This is a genomic window from Olleya sp. KKT75 (assembly GCF_055635485.1).
This window is the reverse complement of sequence record NZ_CM145759.1, coordinates 1,595,776-1,614,019: the sequence shown is the minus strand read 5'-3', so window position 1 is coordinate 1,614,019 and position 18,244 is coordinate 1,595,776. Positions and strand designations below refer to the sequence as shown.

The following is an 18,244-nucleotide window of genomic DNA, read 5'->3' as shown; positions in this document are numbered from 1 at the left end:
CAAAAACCATGAATATCCTAAAAAAACAACATTTAGCTCTTTCATTAATTAGCTTGTGTTTTACACAATTATTTTACGCACAACAACCTGTAGACAATTTAATTAGCGCATTTAAAAACTACTCTTCTAACCCCAGAGAAATAACCTATGCTCATTTAAACAAGTCCACTTTTATTAAGGGAGAGACTATGGGTTTTACAGCTTACGTTATAGATAAAGAAAGCAAAAAGACATCTCTAACAACTAATAATTTATACTGTGTGTTAGAGGATGCAGATAAGAACATTATTAAAAGTAAATTAATCAAGGTAGATGAAGGTATTGGTAATGGGATTTTTGATATCGATAGTCTTTTAACTTCAGGACAATACACATTTAAAGCTTATACAAATTGGCAAAGAAATTTTGATGAACCAAATTTTTACTCGCAAACAATCGAAGTTATCAATGATAATAGCCTACAAAAAACAGAAAACAAAGAATTACTTTCAAAAATTGACGCCCAATTTTTACCTGAAAGCGGACATGCTGTCACAGATGTACAAAATACGTTTGGAGTTACAATAAAAAATGGCTTAGGTTTTGGTATCCCAAATGTTGAAGGAGTAATTATAGACTCAAACAATAATAACATTACTGACTTCAAAGTAAATATTTTAGGAATTGGCTCTCTTTCTTTTACACCCCTCTTAAATGAAACCTATTCTGCCATCTTTTATTATCAAGACCAGAAACATACAGTAAAAATCAATTCTATAGAAGATAAAGGAATTATTCTAAATTTAAAAAGCACGAATGATAAGGTTTTTGTTAGTATAAAAACAAACATGGATACCCAATTAGATATAGAAGAAAATATATATAGCTTAACAATACACAACGGAAATGTTATGAAAATCGTTGAATTTGATCTAAGCGAAAGTCTTGAATTTACTAGTCTTATTAATAATTCTGACTTAACGCCTGGAATTAATATATTTACTGTTTTTGACGAAAGCAACACACCTCTTTTAGAGCGCTTATACTTTAAACATGACGGAATTGAAAAAATATCAAGTAATGCCCCCATTATTACAAAAAGAAATGACACCCTAAACTTAACTTTAACTTACAAATCACTAACCCCATTAACGAACAACAACCTTAGTATTTCCGTTTTACCTAGTGATACCAAATCTTACAACCACAATCATAATATCATATCTTCAGTATACCTACAACCTTACATTAAAGGGGATGTAGAAAATGCCAAATATTATTTTACAAACGTAAACAGAGAAAAAAAACATGATTTAGATAATTTATTAATCACTCAAGGTTGGAGTAGCTACAATTGGCATAATATTTTTAATAATCCACCGGGAGTAAACTATGTTTTTGAAAAAGGTATCTTTTTTAAAGCATCGATTAACTCTAAAAATGCTGAAGACTTTTTAATGTACCCTATGCGCTATTCCGATGCTACAACATTTGAAATTAACCCTATTAATAACGTTTTTGAACAAAAAAATTTATTCCCAATTAACAATGAAACACTTAAATTAGCTGAAATAAACAAAAGTGGAGCAATAAAAAAACCATCATTATATATCCAATACTACCCTTCGTCTATACCTAAATTAGAAAAGAAAAGAAATTTATTATCTTCTAAATACCAACGCAGCTCAACTTCTAAAATTGAAAACAATCTAGCATCATCTAATTTTGATAATGTACAGCAATTAGATGAAGTGGTTATTGCTGCAGAAAAAAAGAAAACAAGATTAGAAGAGTTAAAAAGAAGCTCTTATGGCTATGTAGATTTATGGGATAAAAATAAAAGAAAACGTACCCCAAGTTTATTAGCCTATCTGAGTAAATGGTTTACAACAGGAACAAACAGAATAGGAGATCCCTTCATTATAAATAAATCATCCAACTCGACATCAAGCAGTAACACTCCTTTAGTTTTTATAGACGATGTACCAGTCCAAGGCTTTAATCAATTATTAAACATTCAAATGGACATTATAGATTACATTGAAATTAATAGAAGTGGTTTAGGAGAAGGTATTAGAGGTGGAGGCGGTGTAATACGTATATATACAGACCCTAATGTAAACCTACAATCAACAAACGGAGCTGGAAAAGTTTTTAAAGCTTATAATTTTCCATTGACATTTAGTGAAGACAAAAAGTTTTACAAACCAACATACAAGTCTTACAATAGTAATTTTTTCAATGAATATGGGGTTATTGAATGGCTAGCAAAAACAACTCTAAACGCTAAAGGGGAATTATTTCTAAAACTACCAATAGTAAGTAAAAGCAACATTAATTTATTTATAGAAGGCGTCACAGAAAACGGTCGTTTTATTTCTGAAATCAAAAGAATAAACTTAGACTAAACAGAAAAAAAATAAAAAAATTTTACATTAAAAAACCCTAGTAAAAACAAGTGCTTACAAGTAATATAACACAAGATTCAGAAAAACATTGAGAATAGTGGTTTGGTTTTTGTTAAATAAAACCAAATCCCTAAACTCACAAATATGTCTAAAAAACTATTCCTTACAATTGTATTCACAATCTGTTGTTCATCCTTTTTTTATGCACAACAATTTCAAGACAGTTTAATTACGGCTTTCAAAACCTACACAAACAGCCCAAGAGAAACAACTTATGCGCATTTAAACAAGTCTATTTTTATAAAAGGCGAAACACTAGGATTTACTGCTTATGCTTTTGATAAAAAAACAAAAAAACCTTCTTTAAAAACTTCAAACTTATATTGTGTTATTGAAGACCTAAACAAAAAAATTATTCAAAGCAAATTAATCCGTATCACTGAAGGTAGAGGACATGGTCTTTTTAACATTGATAGTCTTTATACTGGAGGGCAATACACTTTTAAAGCCTATACTAATTGGCAGAAAAATTTTGACGAACCTAATTTTTATTCAGAAATTATTGAAGTCGTAGACGACCAAACTATTTCTAAAAATAAAGATACAAATTTAGAGTCTAAAATTGACGCCCAATTTTTACCAGAAAGTGGTCATGCAATTAATGACGTTAGTAACGTTTTTGGTATTGTTATTAAAGATAATCTAGGATTTGGAATTCCAAACATCGAAGGACACATTGTTGATGATAAAAAAAATACTGTAACAAACTTTAAAGTCAACCAACTAGGAATTGGGTCAGTCAGTTTTACTCCAAAAGAAAATGAATCCTATACTGCAATACTTACTCATAACGACAAAACAAATAGCTTTAAAATAAATAACATAGAACCAAAAGGTATTGTTTTAAGCATAAAACATACTGCAAACAAGGTAATAGTAAATCTTAAAACCAACAGGGCAACTCATAAAACAATAAAAAAGAATAAGTACACATTAACTATTCATAATGGAGAAGTTTTAAAAATTATAAATTTTGATTTTACAAAACAAACTGAGTTAACCAACCTGGTTAAAACTTCAGAATTAAAGCCAGGTGTAAATATTTTTACTGTTTTTGATCAGAGCAACAAACCAATTTTAGAACGCCTATTTTTCAAATATGACGGATTAAAAAACAGCAATAGCAACTTAGCTACTGTTGTAAAACAGGAAGACTCTCTTATTGCTACTATTAGCTATAAAGACATCTCCATATCCAACGGATCTAACTTAAGCGTTTCCATCTTACCAGCACAAACCAAAGCCTATGATCATCATCATAACATAATATCCTCAACTTATCTTCAACCATATATAAATGGGGAGGTAGAAAATGCTAAGTATTATTTTACCGATATTAATAATCAAAAAAAATATGATTTAAATAACCTTCTAATCACTCAAGGTTGGAGTAGTTATAATTGGTTTAACATTTTTAATAATCCTCCCAAAACAAACTTTGTCTTTGAAAAAGGGATTTATTTTAAAGCTACAGCAAACAAAACTGAAACTAATAATTTTATAATGTACCCCTTACGCTACAATAACTCTTCTGTGTTTAATGTCGATACAAATAAAAAAACTTTTGAACAACGTCATTTATACCCCATAAATGATGAAACATTAAATATTGCAGAATTAAATAAAAAAGGAAAAATCAAGAGTCCTAAATTATACCTTCAATTTTATCCTTCTATTATTCCTACAATAAGTACAACTTCTAATTTAAAAAATTTAAGACACAAACATCAAAAACCAAACATTCTTAACAATCCTTTTTTAGAATCTAATTTAGACAACACACAAATGCTTGATGAAGTCATTATCGAAGCCTCAAAAAGAGAAGCGAGGTTAGAAGAGTTAAGACGAACATCTTGGGGCAGAATTGATCTATGGGACACAAAAAAAAGACAAAGAACACCAAATTTGGCGGCTTATTTAAGCAAATGGTTTATAGTAAGAAGAGGACAATATGGAGACATGATTATATCAACATTTAGAGGTGGTTCCGTAAAATTTTTTTTAAATGACATACGTCTTTCCGATTTAGGTCAATTGACAACATTACCATTGTCCACTGTTGATTATGTTGAAATAAACAAAGAAGGTCTAGGAGAAGGTATACTATCAGGACTTAGCGTTGTTAGAATCTATACAGATCCTAACATAATTTTTTCAGAAAACGGGTACGACGGAATTACATTTCAATCTTATAAACCCCCATTAACTTTTAGCGATGACAAAAAATTTTATATGCCTATCTACTCCTCTTATAATAGCAACTTTTACAAACATTATGGCGTTATTGACTGGCTACCAATCAATAGCTTAAATCAAAACAAGGAGTTAGTTATCAAATTTAAAAGTGTTGGTGTAAAACGCATTAATCTATACATAGAAGGAATTACTGACGATGGTACTTTTATATCCGAGGTAAAAACAATTAATATTGAATAAATAATACAAAGCTATAAAATCAGACTAACCAACCAAAAATAAATTATATGTCTAAAAAACTATTCCTTACAATTGTATTCACAATCTGTTGTTCCTGTTTTTTTTATGCACAACAATTTAAAGACAGTTTAATTACGGCTTTCAAAACCTACACAAACAGCCCAAGAGAAACAACTTATGCGCATTTAAACAAGTCTATTTTTATAAAAGGCGAAACACTAGGATTTACTGCTTATGCTTTTGAAAAAAAAACAAAAAAACCTTCTTTAAAAACTTCAAACTTATATTGTGTTATTGAAGACCAAAACAAAAAAATTATTCAAAGCAAATTAATCCGTATCACTGAAGGTAGAGGACATGGTCTTTTTAACATTGATAGTCTTTACACTGGAGGGCAATACACTTTTAAAGCCTATACTAATTGGCAGAAAAATTTTGACGAACCTAATTTTTATTCAGAAATTATTGAAGTTATAGATAACAAAACTATTTCTAAAAATAAAGACACAAATTTAGAATCCAAAATTGATGCTCAGTTTTTACCAGAAAGTGGTCATGCAATTAATGACGTTAGTAACGTTTTTGGTATTGTTATTAAAGATAATCTAGGATTTGGAATTCCAAACATCGAAGGACACATTGTTGATGATAAAAAAAATACTGTAACAAACTTTAAAGTCAACCAACTAGGAATTGGGTCAGTCAGTTTTACTCCAAAAGAAAATGAATCCTATACTGCAATACTTACTCATAACGACAAAACAAATAGCTTTAAAATAAATAACATAGAACCAAAAGGTATTGTTTTAAGCATAAAACATACTGCAAACAAGGTAATAGTAAATCTTAAAACCAACAGGGCAACTCATAAAACAATAAAAAAGAATAAGTACACATTAACTATTCATAATGGAGAAGTTTTAAAAATTATAAATTTTGATTTTACAAAACAAACCGAGTTAACCAACCTGATTAAAACTTCAGAATTAAAGCCAGGTGTAAATATTTTTACTGTTTTTGATCAGAGCAACAAACCCATTTTAGAACGCCTATTTTTCAAATATGACGGATTAAAAAACAGCAATAGCAACTTAGCTACTGTTGTAAAACAGGAAGACTCTCTTATTGCTACTATTAGCTATAAAGACATCTCCATATCCAACGGATCTAACTTAAGCGTTTCCATCTTACCAGCACAAACCAAAGCCTATGATCATCATCATAACATAATATCCTCAACTTATCTTCAACCATATATAAATGGGGAGGTAGAAAATGCTAAGTATTATTTTACCGATATTAATAATCAAAAAAAATATGATTTAAATAACCTTCTAATCACTCAAGGTTGGAGTAGTTATAATTGGTTTAACATTTTTAATAATCCTCCCAAAACAAACTTTGTCTTTGAAAAAGGGATTTATTTTAAAGCTACAGCAAACAAAACTGAAACTAATAATTTTATAATGTACCCCTTACGCTACAATAACTCTTCTGTGTTTAATGTCGATACAAATAAAAAAACTTTTGAACAACGTCATTTATACCCCATAAATGATGAAACATTAAATATTGCAGAATTAAATAAAAAAGGAAAAATCAAGAGTCCTAAATTATACCTTCAATTTTATCCTTCTATTATTCCTACAATAAGTACAACTTCTAATTTAAAAAATTTAAGACACAAACATCAAAAACCAAACATTCTTAACAATCCTTTTTTAGAATCTAATTTAGACAACACACAAATGCTTGATGAAGTCATTATCGAAGCCTCAAAAAGAGAAGCGAGATTAGAAGAGTTAAGACGAACATCTTGGGGCAGAATTGATCTATGGGACACAAAAAAAAGACAAAGAACACCAAATTTGGCGGCTTATTTTAGTAAATGGTTTAACGTAAGAAGTGGACAATATGGAGACATGATTATATCAACATTTAGAGGTGGTTCCGTAAATTTTTTTTTAAATGACATACGTCTTTCCGATTTAGGTCAATTGACAACATTACCATTGTCCACTGTTGATTATGTTGAAATAAACAAAGAAGGTCTAGGAGAAGGTATACTATCAGGATTTACCGTTGTTAGAATCTATACAGATCCTAACATAATTTTTTCAGAAAATGGATACGAAGGGATTACATTTCAATCCTTTAAACTACCATTAACCTTTAGTGATGATAAGCAGTTTTATAAGCCTATCTACTCCTCTTATAATAGCAACTTTTACAAACATTATGGCGTTATTGACTGGCTACCAATCAATAGCTTAAATCAAAACAAGGAGTTAGTTTTAAAATTTAAAAGTTTTAGCGTAAAAAACATTAATCTATACATAGAAGGCGTTACTGACGATGGTACTTTTATATCCGAGGTAAAAACAATTAATATTGAATAAATAATACAAAGCTATAAAATCAGACTAACCAACCAACCAACCAACCAACCAACCAACCAACCAACCAACCAACCAACCAACCAACCAAAAATAAATTATATGTCTAAAAAACTATTCCTTACAATTGTATTCACAATCTGTTGTTCCTGTTTTTTTTATGCACAACAATTTAAAGACAGTTTAATTACGGCTTTCAAAGCCTACACAAACAGCCCAAGAGAAACAACTTATGCACATTTAAACAAGTCTGTTTTTATAGCAGGCGAAACAATAGGATTTACTGCTTATGCTTTTGATAAAAAAACAAAAAAACCTTCTTTAACCACTTCAAACTTATATTGCGTTATTGAAGACCAAAACAAAAAAAATATTCAAAGTAAATTAATCCGTATCACTGAAGGCAGAGGACATGGTCTTTTTAACATTGACAGTCTGTTTACTGCTGGAGAATACACCTTTAAAGCCTATACTAATTGGCAGAAAAATTTTGACGAACCTAATTTTTATTCAGAAATAATCGAAGTTATAGATAACAAAACTATTTCTAAAAATAAAGACACAAATTTAGAATCCAAAATTGATGCTCAGTTTTTACCAGAAAGTGGTCATGCAATTAATGACGTTAGTAACGTTTTTGGTATTGTTATTAAAAACAACCTAGGATTTGGAATTCCAAACATCGAAGGACACATTGTTGATGATAAAAAAAACACTATATCAAACTTTAAAGTCAACCAACTAGGAATTGGGTCTGTTAGTTTTACACCAAAAGAAAACGAAACCTATACTGCAATCTTCAATCACAATGATAAAATTCTTAGTTATAAGATAAATAACATAGAGTCAAAAGGCATTGTTTTAAGTATAAAAAAAACAGCTAACAAGGTAATACTAAATATTAAAACCAACAGGGCAACTCATAAAACAATAAAAAAGAATAAGTACACATTAACTATTCATAATGGAGAAGTTTTAAAAATTATAAATTTTGATTTTACAAAACAAACTGAATTAACCAACCTGATTAATATTTCAGATTTGAAGCCGGGTGTAAATATATTTACTGTTTTTGATCAGAACAACAAACCCATTTTAGAGCGTCTATTTTTCAAATATGCCGGATTAAAAAACAGTAACAGCAACTTAGCTACTATTGTAAAACAAGAAGACACAATTATTGCTACTATTAGCTATAAAGACGTCTTTATATCCAATGAGTCCAACTTCAGTGTTTCCATACTTCCAGCACAAACCAAAGCCTATAATCATCATCATAACATAATATCCTCGACCTATCTTCAACCATATATAAAGGGGAAGGTCGAAAATGCTAAGTATTATTTTACCGATATTAATAATCAAAAAAAATATGATTTAAATAACCTTCTAATTACTCAAGGTTGGAGTAGCTATAATTGGTTTAACATTTTTAATAATCCTCCCAAAACAAACTTTGTCTTTGAAAAAGGGATTTATTTTAAAGCTACAGCAAATAAAACAGAGTCTAGTAATTTTATACTATTACCATTACATTACAACAAATCCGCGACATATGTCGTAGATAAAAAAAATAACACCTTTGAACAACAGAATTTATTTCCTATCAACAATGAAGGGATAAAAATCATAGAATTGAATGAAAAAGGAAAAACAACTAGTCCAAAACTATATCTTCAATTTTACCCGTCTAAAATACCAATAATTGAAAATACAATTACACTATTAAATTCAAAATATAAACATCCAAAACTAGTAAATTTAAAAAGTGTTTTTATAGAATCAAATCTAAATAAGACCCAAATGTTAGAGGAAGTAATTATTAAAGCTTCAAAAAAACAAGTAAGAATAGATGAATTAGGAAAAAGATCTTGGGGAAAAATTGATCTTTGGGACAACAAAAAAAGATATGTGACACCCAATTTAGCTGCTTATTTTAGCAAATGGTACAAAGTTGGCAAAGGACAATACGGAGATATAACTTTAACTAGTTTTAAACCTGGTGTTCCTCCTCCCACAGTATTTTTAGATGGCATGCCACTTAGGAACGGACTAAGTCAATTAACATCATTATCAATGAATATTATCGATTACGTCGAAATAAACAAAAGTGGTTTAGGTGAAGGCATTAGAGGAGCTGGTGGAACTATTAGAATCTACACAGATCCATCAGCACGATTAAATGAAAGTAATGATAAAACACAGCGTTATACCAACTACACCCCACCACTAACCTTTAGTGATGAAAAGCAGTTTTACAAGCCCATTTATGCAACCTATAAAAGTGCTTTTTATAACCAATACGGCATCATAGATTGGCTGCCAATTAATAGCTTAAATTATAATAATGAGTTAGTTTTAAAATTTAAAAGTTTTAGCGTAAAAAACATTAATCTATACATAGAAGGCGTTACTGACGATGGTACTTTTTTTTCAGAGGTAAAAACAATTAATATTGAATAAATAAATAATAAGTATTTTAGCTTTTACAATTATATCATTTAGCAAACTTCACTAATACCACATTATTACTAATACCTAAATTATGAGATATTTATTTTTAATCCTTTTTTGTTTGTCAAGCATAAACACCTATGCTCAAGAAGAGTGGCTAATTAGTAATATAAAAACAGAATCTGATTTTTTAAATCCACGTGATATAATCCCTTTAGTAAATGAAGACACAAAAGATATTGTTTTATTTTTCACTAACAGAAAAGTAGTCTTTGGGAAACTATACAACCAAAACAAAGCATTAATTGGATCTATAAATAACATCAAAATTCCTAAAAAAGGAAAAGTTATTATTGGTGCAATTTATAACAATGATACTTACACACTCTTTTTTAGCAACACCAACAAAACGCATTTTAGTTCGGTTTCTATAAATTTTATTACAAATAAATTCAATATTACAGAAGACTTAAATATTAAGCTAGACAAAGAAAAAATAGTTGAATTTCTGGTGCGTAAAAACAAAATACACCTCCTTACAGTTAGTAAAAAAAATGATGTATTAAAAACCTTAACTATAACAGAAAAAGGAGTAATACAATCTTTTGAATATGATTTATCTAAAGAAAACATCGTTAATAATATTGATCAAGACTACCCTCTTTACCCATTGCTATTTGGTAATCCGTCTTATTCTACAATAGAGATCATTAATAATAACGTACCTAATAGTTTAGAACAAACAAATGCTATTACTAAACTATATCTAAATAACAATACCCTTACTATAACAAGTAATCTTTTTGATAAATCTACTTATATTATAAGCTTAGATTTAGAAACTAATACTTATAATTTTCAAAATATAATAAACACTGGTTTTAATGAGAGTCATAGAGGTGCCAACTCCAACTCGTTTATATACAACGACAAACTTTTAACTATCTATTCAACTTTAGACCACTTAAGTTTTAGCGCTTACAATCTAAAAAACTTAACGCTTTTAAAAACGTTTCAAATTAACAAAGAAGATAAAATAGACTTTAAAAATACGCCGATAATTCAAGAAGGAGGCGAGTTTGACAATTACAGAGAACTTGAAAAAAATTCTAAATTTCTAAGAAAAATTACACAATCAAAAATTGGAATTACAGCGTATACAAAAAACGACCAATTAATTATAACTCTTGGTGCTAGTAAAGAAATTGCCGGCAATAATTTTGCAATGGTTAATTTTGGATTAGTTGGCGGTATAGCATTTGGGCTATTAACTAATAACCTTTATAATTACTCACAAACAAAGTCAACACGAATTAGTTGTTTATTTGACGACAATCTAAATCATATAAAAGGACGTATTCCTTTAAACGATTTTGATAAAATTCAAAACTTTAAGCAAGACAACAATGCTTTTAATAATCCTAATTTACAAACTTTATTTAAATACAATTCTAGTTACCTTCTAGGTAATTATGATAAAAAAAACGGTTTGTATTCTCTATTCAAATTTGATTTTTAGTTAAATAAAACTCACCAAAACAAGTTATTACTTTAGGTAAAATGGAAATTATATAAAGCATGAAAATAATCATGTAATACCAAACCTTAAAGAGTATTGCATCTTTGTATCATAATCAAATCTAATATTATGAAACAAATTGTAACCGTCTTATTTTTAAGTTTACTGTTAAGCTGCGGCGCTTCAAAAACAGTCAAAGAATCAAGACAAACTATAAAAGGAGAATGGGTATTAAACACCATTAATTACAGTCAAGCAGGCATTTATAAAGTATCCCTTTTTAATGATGTATCCAAAGCATGCTTTGAACAAAGCACGTGGCAATTCATTCCAAATAATTATTCTGGGACTTACACTATAGATAAAACAGCTTGTAATGCTGGCACACGCAACTTCAACTTTAGTATTCAAGAAATAGATGAAGCAACTGGTTTATACAACTTTCTTTTAAAGCCAACAGATGCAAAAGGTAAAAGCGAAAGCAATCAAGGCTTTAGACTAAAACTAGCACAACTTTCTGAGACTAACATGATGTGGCAACAAACAATTACCGTAGACGGAGCTCCATTTACAATTAACATGAACTTTTCAAAACTATAAAACCTATGAAATCAATATTTAATAAAATAACAATCAGCGCACTTACACTAGTATTAACAATTAGTTTTACAAGCTGCAGCAGTGTAAAAAATGCAAATAACAAACAAAAAGGAGGCGTGATAGGCGCAACTGGAGGCGCTATATTAGGTGCTATAATTGGTAACAACGTTGGAAAAGGTGGTAACGGAGAACTTGGAGCTGTTATTGGAGGTGTTGTTGGTGGAGGTGCTGGAGTCTTAATAGGAAACAAAATGGACAAACAAGCACAACAGATCGAAGAAGAAATCCCTGGAGCTGTCGTAGAGCGTGTTGACGAAGGTATCGTAATTACTTTTGACGAAAATAGTGGTGTTTATTTTGACACTGCAAAATATGGTGTTAATGCAAAATCTCAAGAATCACTAAATAAACTTGTTGGCGTTTTTAAAGAGTATCCAGACACTAATATTTTAGTTGTGGGACACACAGATAGTGTTGGTAGCGAAGAAAACAACTTGATATTATCAAAAAACAGAGCTAATGCAGTGACCAATTACCTAACAAGTCAAGGATTGAGTAGTGCCCGTTTTACAACCAATTGGTTTGGAGAACTACAACCAACTAATGATAATAGTACTGCCGAAGGGCGTGCAAAAAATAGACGTGTAAATGTGGCTATTTTACCAAATGAGAAGATGATTAACGATGCAAAAATGCAATCTGGCGAAAACTAGAATTAATTTCGATTTTATTCGGAAATTTACACAGAGTTAAATATATTACCAGACCTTATTAAATTTTATAATAAGGTCTTTTTTTGTGCTTAAAAAATATAAAAAAAAGCCCCCAGTATCAAAAACAAAGCTTAACCTATCTAAGATGAAATTTAAAACAATAATATTACTTGCTCTATTTGCTGTAATGTCTTGTAAAACTAAACAAGAAGTCAAATCAACACCGCCATTCTCGCTATCTGATAATTGGTTATTAAAAACAGTAGCCTATCAAGACCCAAATCTTTTTGACACGATTGTACTTTTTAATGACGCTACTAATCAATGTTTTAAAGATAGTATTTGGGAATTTAAACCAACCAGCAATAGTGGTTCTTATTCTATAAACGATCTTAATTGCTCTTTCGGTTACCGTAACTTATGGTTTAAATTTTTAAAAACAGACCAGCAAACAGGCATAACACATATTACGTTAAGAGCCGAAAATAAGTCAGGAATGATTAAAAACCATAACATAAAAATAACTAAACAGTCTACTACTGCCATGCAATGGAGCTATTCCATTAGTGTAAAAGGTAAACGACGCACCGTTAATATGTTATTTGAAAAAGTATAATTGTCATAATTAACAAGACCAAAACAGCGCCATAATACATGCTAAAATATATAATATCTAAAACCAGACTACCTGAAACATCTGTAAAAAATACGGTAGACTTGCTTAATCAAGATGCAACAATACCGTTTATTTCGAGATATAGAAAAGAAGCAACGGGAAATTTAGATGAAGTTCAAATTGGAGATATTGTAAAATATAAAGAAGAATTTGAAGCCTTAGAAAAAAGAAAAAAAGCAATATTAAAAGCACTTGAAGAGCAAGGTGTTTTAACTGATGCTTTACAAGTCAAGGTCAAAGCTTGTAATGACTTAACAACGCTTGAAGATTTATACTTACCGTTTAAAAAAAGCAGAAAAACTAAGGCAGAAACTGCAAGAAAAAATGGATTAGAACCTTTAGCTAAAGTTATCATGTCTCAAAATGCAAATGATGTAGAATCTATCGCATTTAAATACGTAAAAGGCGACGTTAAAACAGTGGACGACGCTTTGGAAGGTGCAAGACATATTATTGCAGAATGGATTAACGAGCGAACAGATATTCGTAATAATTTACGTAACCAATTGGAGCGTCATGCTATGATTTCCACGAAAGTGGTAAAAACAAAAAAAGAGGACGAAAATGCTCAAAAATTTAGAGACTACTTTGAATGGGAGGAAGCATTAAGCCGCATCCCTTCACACAGATTATTAGCCATTTTAAGAGCTGAAAAAGAAGGGTTTATTCGTGTAAAAATTGAAATAGATAAAATAAAGGCGTTAGAAAATATTGACAGACGTATTATTAAAAGCGAAAATGCCTGCGCAGATCAGATTGAGTTAGCCATTAGCGACGCTTACAAACGACTATTATTCCCGTCTTTAAGCAATGAAGCGTTACAAAAAGCGAAAGAGAAGGCGGATGAATCTGCTATTTCGGTATTTGCAAAAAACTTAAAACAACTATTATTGGGTTCGCCTTTAGGTGAAAAACGAGTATTAGCGATTGATCCTGGTTTTAGATCAGGCTGTAAAATAGTCTGCTTAGATGCACAAGGGGTTTTATTACATAACGAAAACATATATCCGCATCCTCCAAAAAGTGATAGCATTGGTGCCATAAAAAAGCTATCCACTTTAACTGAAGCTTACAACATTGAAGCTATTGCTATTGGTAATGGAACAGCATCCAGAGAAACGGAAGCGTTAGTTAAAAAAATAAAATTTAAAAACGACATACAAGTCTTTGTGGTTAGCGAAGCTGGAGCAAGTATTTACTCGGCTTCAAAAATTGCAAGAGACGAGTTTCCAAACTACGATGTCACTGTTAGAGGAAGTGTCTCCATTGGACGACGCCTGCAAGATCCTTTAGCAGAATTAGTGAAAATTGACGCTAAGTCTATTGGTATTGGACAATACCAACATGATGTGGATCAAAGCAAACTACAGAAAGAACTAGATGTTGTGGTAGAAAACTGCGTAAATAGTGTTGGTGTAAACATCAACACTGCAAGTACATCTTTACTAAGCTATGTCTCCGGTATTGGTCCAAAGTTAGCCGAAAACATCTTTAACTACAGAAATGAGCACGGTGTTTTTACTAGCCGAAATGCGATAAAAAAAGTACCCCGTTTAGGCGGAAAAGCGTTTGAACAAGGCGCTGCTTTTTTAAGAATTAGAGAGGCCAAAAATCCGTTAGACGACTCGGCAGTGCATCCTGAAAGTTATAATATAGTCGAAAAAATGGCCAAAGATTTAAAGGTCACTTTAAATGATTTGATTAGCAATCAAGAGTTACTTAAAAAAATAGATTTAAAAAAATATTGTACTGATACTGTTGGTTTATTAACCTTAGAAGATATTATTAAAGAACTTGAAAAGCCAGGATTAGACATTAGAGAAGAGGCTAAAGTATTTACTTTTAATCAAAACATTAAAACAATAACCGATTTAGTTGCTGGACAACTATTACCAGGAATAGTCAATAACATTACTAATTTTGGGTGTTTTGTAGATGTCGGAATTAAAGAAAGTGGTTTAATACATGTCTCTAACCTATCCGACAGTTTTGTAAAAGATGTTAATGAGCATGTCCATTTACACCAACAAGTAATTGTTAAAGTTTTAGAAGTAGATGTGCCGCGTAAACGCATACAGTTAAAACTACATAAATAAAAAAAGCATCAATCTAGCTTATAGATTGATGCTTTTAATAAGACTAATTTAATACTTTAAGATGCCATTTTAGCATTGACTGTAACCTTTAAGTTATTATCAATAATGTCTTTCCAGTTTTCTATTCTTCGTGCTTCATAATCTTCTGTAAAGGCTTCATCTGTATCAAAAAAGCTAATAACTACAGCTTCTTTGTTAGGTGTATAAAACCAGATTTTTAAATCTAAATGCTTTAATCTTGTTACTTTATCTATGTCTTTTTTATAATCAGAAATGACTTCGCATGACTTGATTTCAGACAGCTCTAAATTAAGCACTTGGTTTTCGTCTGGCTTAAAAGCGACATAGGATAGTACTTTTTTATCTTCGGTTAAACCGATAAATTTATTGTTCCAAACCTCTTTTAGATTGTACCTAAACCCATTAGATTTTAGTAGATTTTCTGCTTTATGCTTTGTTTTTGTAGTGTTATTTAAACCTTTAAAGATGAATATAAAAAAAGGTACGAATACGCTTAATGTTACTAGTATAGCTAGTAATGAGAATGAAATTTTCATTGTTTTAATGTTTTGATTTAATGTATAAGAAATCAACACGTTATCTTTACGTAAAAGACAAGCGTTGCAATAGTTAATAAAAACGTATTGCGCTTATGTAAACCAATGAAAAGGGTAAATAATCTGTGTTTTAGACAATCCAACATTAATAGACGTGCTAGTTTTTTGATACACCAAGAAATTTTCTTGCTGCTCCTTACTAACTACATTTACAAAAGCAAGTTGCTTAAAAAAAGTAATGCTGTCTTCTGCCTGTACGTTAACTGTAAGATCAATTTGAGTATTTACAATTATACCTTGAGAATTTAAGGCTGCACTAGCTTGTACTGTATGTTGTGGAAAAGTATTTTGCACGACAGCCGCGACCTCAACTTCAGAAGTGAAGAAGGTAGACAACCCTATTAAAAGAGAAATAACTAAAACGCTAAATCTTGCCATGTTATACTTTAATTTAAAGTACAAAGGTATACGATAAGTTGTTAAGAAGATACTAAATTTTTAAAACGCACTTAATTTTTTTTTGAACCTACTAAACCCTAAATTTAAAACTTAAACTGTCAATTTACTTATGCTTAAAATAGCTTATCATCCTATTTATTGTCATCAATTACCTGAAGGACATCGGTTTCCGATGCTAAAATACGAGTTGCTTCCTGCACAGTTAAAACACGAAGGCACTTGTACTGAGGCTAATTTTTTTGAACCTAATAGAATGCTAAACGAAGCACCAATACTGGCAGTCCATGATCCCGAGTATTTTTACGACTTGCTTAATATTACATTGGATCAGCGTGCTGCGCGTAAAATTGGGTTTCCGTTGAGTGAGGTTTTAATTGAACGTGAAATAGTAATTGCAGACGGCACCATAAAAGCCAGTGAATTTGCTCTAAAACATGGTGTGGCCATGAATATTGCTGGCGGAACACATCATGCCTATACTAATCGTGGAGAAGCCTTTTGCATGTTAAATGATCAAGCCATTGGCGCCCGATTTCTTCAAAAAAAAGGACTCGCAAAACGTGTTTTAATTGTCGATCTGGACGTACACCAAGGTAACGGGACTGCCCAAATATTTAAGGATGATCCTTCTGTGTTTACTTTTTCAATGCATGGTAAACATAATTATCCATTTAAAAAAGAACAAAGCGATTTGGATATTGCTTTAGAAAATAATGTTGGAGACACGGAATATCTTTCGATTTTACATGACACATTACCCAAACTAATTATCGAATTTAAACCCGACTTTATCTATTATTTATGCGGTGTAGACGTTATTGCTACAGACAAACTAGGCAAATTAGGACTAACCGTGACAGGCTGTAAAGCACGTGATCAATTTGTTTTAGAAACCTGTAAAGCTAACAACATACCAGTTATGTGTAGTATGGGCGGCGGTTATAGTCCAGACATTAAAACCATTGTAGAGGCACATGCCAATACGTTTAGATTGGCTCAAGAAATTTATTTTTAAATGTAATGTAGCCTTACTTTATCAGACTATATACTTATGCTAAAAACATTTACAGAGTTTTCCACTAACGGAACATTAAAAATCTCTGACCAAAGTCTTTTAAAACAGTTTACAACCTCAAAACAAATTGGGCTTTATACCTTTATTCTTACTGGTAGTAATACCATTACTGCAGAAGTGGATGGTGTCCCTTTGGTTTTAAAACCGCATCAAATATTATCCTTAACGCCTATCCAAAATTTTAAATACATTGATGGGGACGATAGCGTAGTCTATCAATTTAACCAAGAGTTTTATTGCATAAAAGACCATGACAAAGAAGTGGGTTGTGCTGGTGTTTTATTTTTTGGGAATGATACTATTCCGGTGATTTCTTTAAACGAAAATGAGCAGCACAAATTTAATGTGCTCCATGATATGTTTTTAGATGAAATTGAAACAGAAGATACTATTCAGGCCGAAATGCTTAGAATGTTATTAGCACGATTTATAATAAAGACCACACGTTTACTTAAAAACGAAACACCATCTGCGCCACTTAATAAAGCTACTGACGAAACATTAAGACAGTATAACTTATTAGTAGAAACCCATTTTAAAGAAGCCCATCAAGTTAGTTTTTACGCAGAAAAATTATTTAAGTCTCCAAAAACGCTATCCAATAGCTTTGCTAAATCGGGACAAAGTCCTTTAAAGATTATTCATGAGCGTTTAGTATTAGAAACCAAACGCCAATTAATGTATACTGACAAAACTGCTAAGCAAATTGCTTACGATATTGGTTTTGAGGATGCTTCACACTTAAGCAGATTGTTTAAAAAACAAACTAGCATTACCCTTTCTGACTTTAAAAAGGGTTTATAAACTTTATTTAAG

The 18,244-nt window shown here is 30.7% G+C and carries 13 protein-coding genes; 11 read left to right on the top strand and 2 right to left on the bottom strand.

The genetic code is table 11. The features are described 5' to 3' along the window. Positions 1-8 precede the first annotated feature (8 nt). The 9 genes from ACZ2G2_RS07145 to ACZ2G2_RS07105 all read left to right on the top strand — a co-directional run bounded on the left by ACZ2G2_RS07145 (position 9) and on the right by ACZ2G2_RS07105 (position 15,337). Positions 9-2,387, top strand: coding sequence for a hypothetical protein (locus ACZ2G2_RS07145; RefSeq protein WP_470394750.1), 2,379 nt, complete (start codon positions 9-11; stop codon positions 2,385-2,387). A 144-nt stretch (positions 2,388-2,531) separates the two neighbouring features. Next, positions 2,532-4,883 (top strand): hypothetical protein, encoded by a 2,352-nt coding sequence (locus ACZ2G2_RS07140; protein ID WP_470394748.1) that lies wholly within the window; start codon positions 2,532-2,534, stop codon positions 4,881-4,883. A 47-nt stretch (positions 4,884-4,930) separates the two neighbouring features. Then, complete coding sequence (locus ACZ2G2_RS07135) at positions 4,931-7,282, top strand: hypothetical protein (RefSeq protein WP_470394747.1); 2,352 nt, start codon at positions 4,931-4,933, stop codon at positions 7,280-7,282. A 99-nt stretch (positions 7,283-7,381) separates the two neighbouring features. Continuing rightward, positions 7,382-9,742 carry a hypothetical protein gene (locus tag ACZ2G2_RS07130; protein WP_470394745.1) on the top strand — a complete coding sequence of 787 codons (2,361 nt, stop codon included), beginning with the start codon at positions 7,382-7,384 and terminating at the stop codon, positions 9,740-9,742. A gap of 82 nt (positions 9,743-9,824) precedes the next feature. Continuing rightward, positions 9,825-11,252 (top strand): hypothetical protein, encoded by a 1,428-nt coding sequence (locus tag ACZ2G2_RS07125; RefSeq protein ID WP_470394743.1) that lies wholly within the window; start codon positions 9,825-9,827, stop codon positions 11,250-11,252. A 129-nt stretch (positions 11,253-11,381) separates the two neighbouring features. Then, on the top strand, positions 11,382-11,852 hold the full coding sequence (locus ACZ2G2_RS07120) for a lipocalin family protein (protein ID WP_470394741.1): 471 nt from the start codon (positions 11,382-11,384) through the stop codon (positions 11,850-11,852). Positions 11,853-11,857: 5 nt separating this feature from the next. Further along, a complete protein-coding gene (locus ACZ2G2_RS07115) occupies positions 11,858-12,565 on the top strand; it encodes a YiaD family glycine zipper/OmpA-like lipoprotein (RefSeq protein WP_090836639.1) in 708 nt (235 codons plus the stop codon). Positions 12,566-12,710: 145 nt separating this feature from the next. Further along, the gene (locus ACZ2G2_RS07110; protein WP_143067767.1) at positions 12,711-13,181 is read left to right on the top strand and encodes a hypothetical protein; all 471 of its coding nucleotides are present in this window, start codon (positions 12,711-12,713) and stop codon (positions 13,179-13,181) included. A gap of 38 nt (positions 13,182-13,219) precedes the next feature. Further along, a complete protein-coding gene (locus ACZ2G2_RS07105) occupies positions 13,220-15,337 on the top strand; it encodes a Tex family protein (RefSeq protein ID WP_470394739.1) in 2,118 nt (705 codons plus the stop codon). A 56-nt stretch (positions 15,338-15,393) separates the two neighbouring features. On the opposite strand, the gene ACZ2G2_RS07100 is transcribed toward ACZ2G2_RS07105, so the two are convergent. Together ACZ2G2_RS07100 and ACZ2G2_RS07095 are read right to left on the bottom strand one after the other, a co-directional pair. Further along, entirely contained in the window at positions 15,394-15,894 is a 501-nt protein-coding gene (locus ACZ2G2_RS07100) for a hypothetical protein (RefSeq protein ID WP_470394738.1), read from the bottom strand. Between the two features lie 93 nt (positions 15,895-15,987). Then, positions 15,988-16,332 (bottom strand): hypothetical protein, encoded by a 345-nt coding sequence (locus ACZ2G2_RS07095; protein ID WP_470394737.1) that lies wholly within the window; start codon positions 16,330-16,332, stop codon positions 15,988-15,990. A gap of 130 nt (positions 16,333-16,462) precedes the next feature. Here ACZ2G2_RS07095 and ACZ2G2_RS07090 point away from each other — a divergent pair, with 130 nt between their 5' ends. Then, the gene (locus tag ACZ2G2_RS07090; RefSeq protein ID WP_470394735.1) at positions 16,463-17,368 is read left to right on the top strand and encodes a histone deacetylase family protein; all 906 of its coding nucleotides are present in this window, start codon (positions 16,463-16,465) and stop codon (positions 17,366-17,368) included. A gap of 36 nt (positions 17,369-17,404) precedes the next feature. Then, positions 17,405-18,232 carry a helix-turn-helix domain-containing protein gene (locus ACZ2G2_RS07085; RefSeq protein ID WP_090836650.1) on the top strand — a complete coding sequence of 276 codons (828 nt, stop codon included), beginning with the start codon at positions 17,405-17,407 and terminating at the stop codon, positions 18,230-18,232. Positions 18,233-18,244 lie beyond the last annotated feature (12 nt).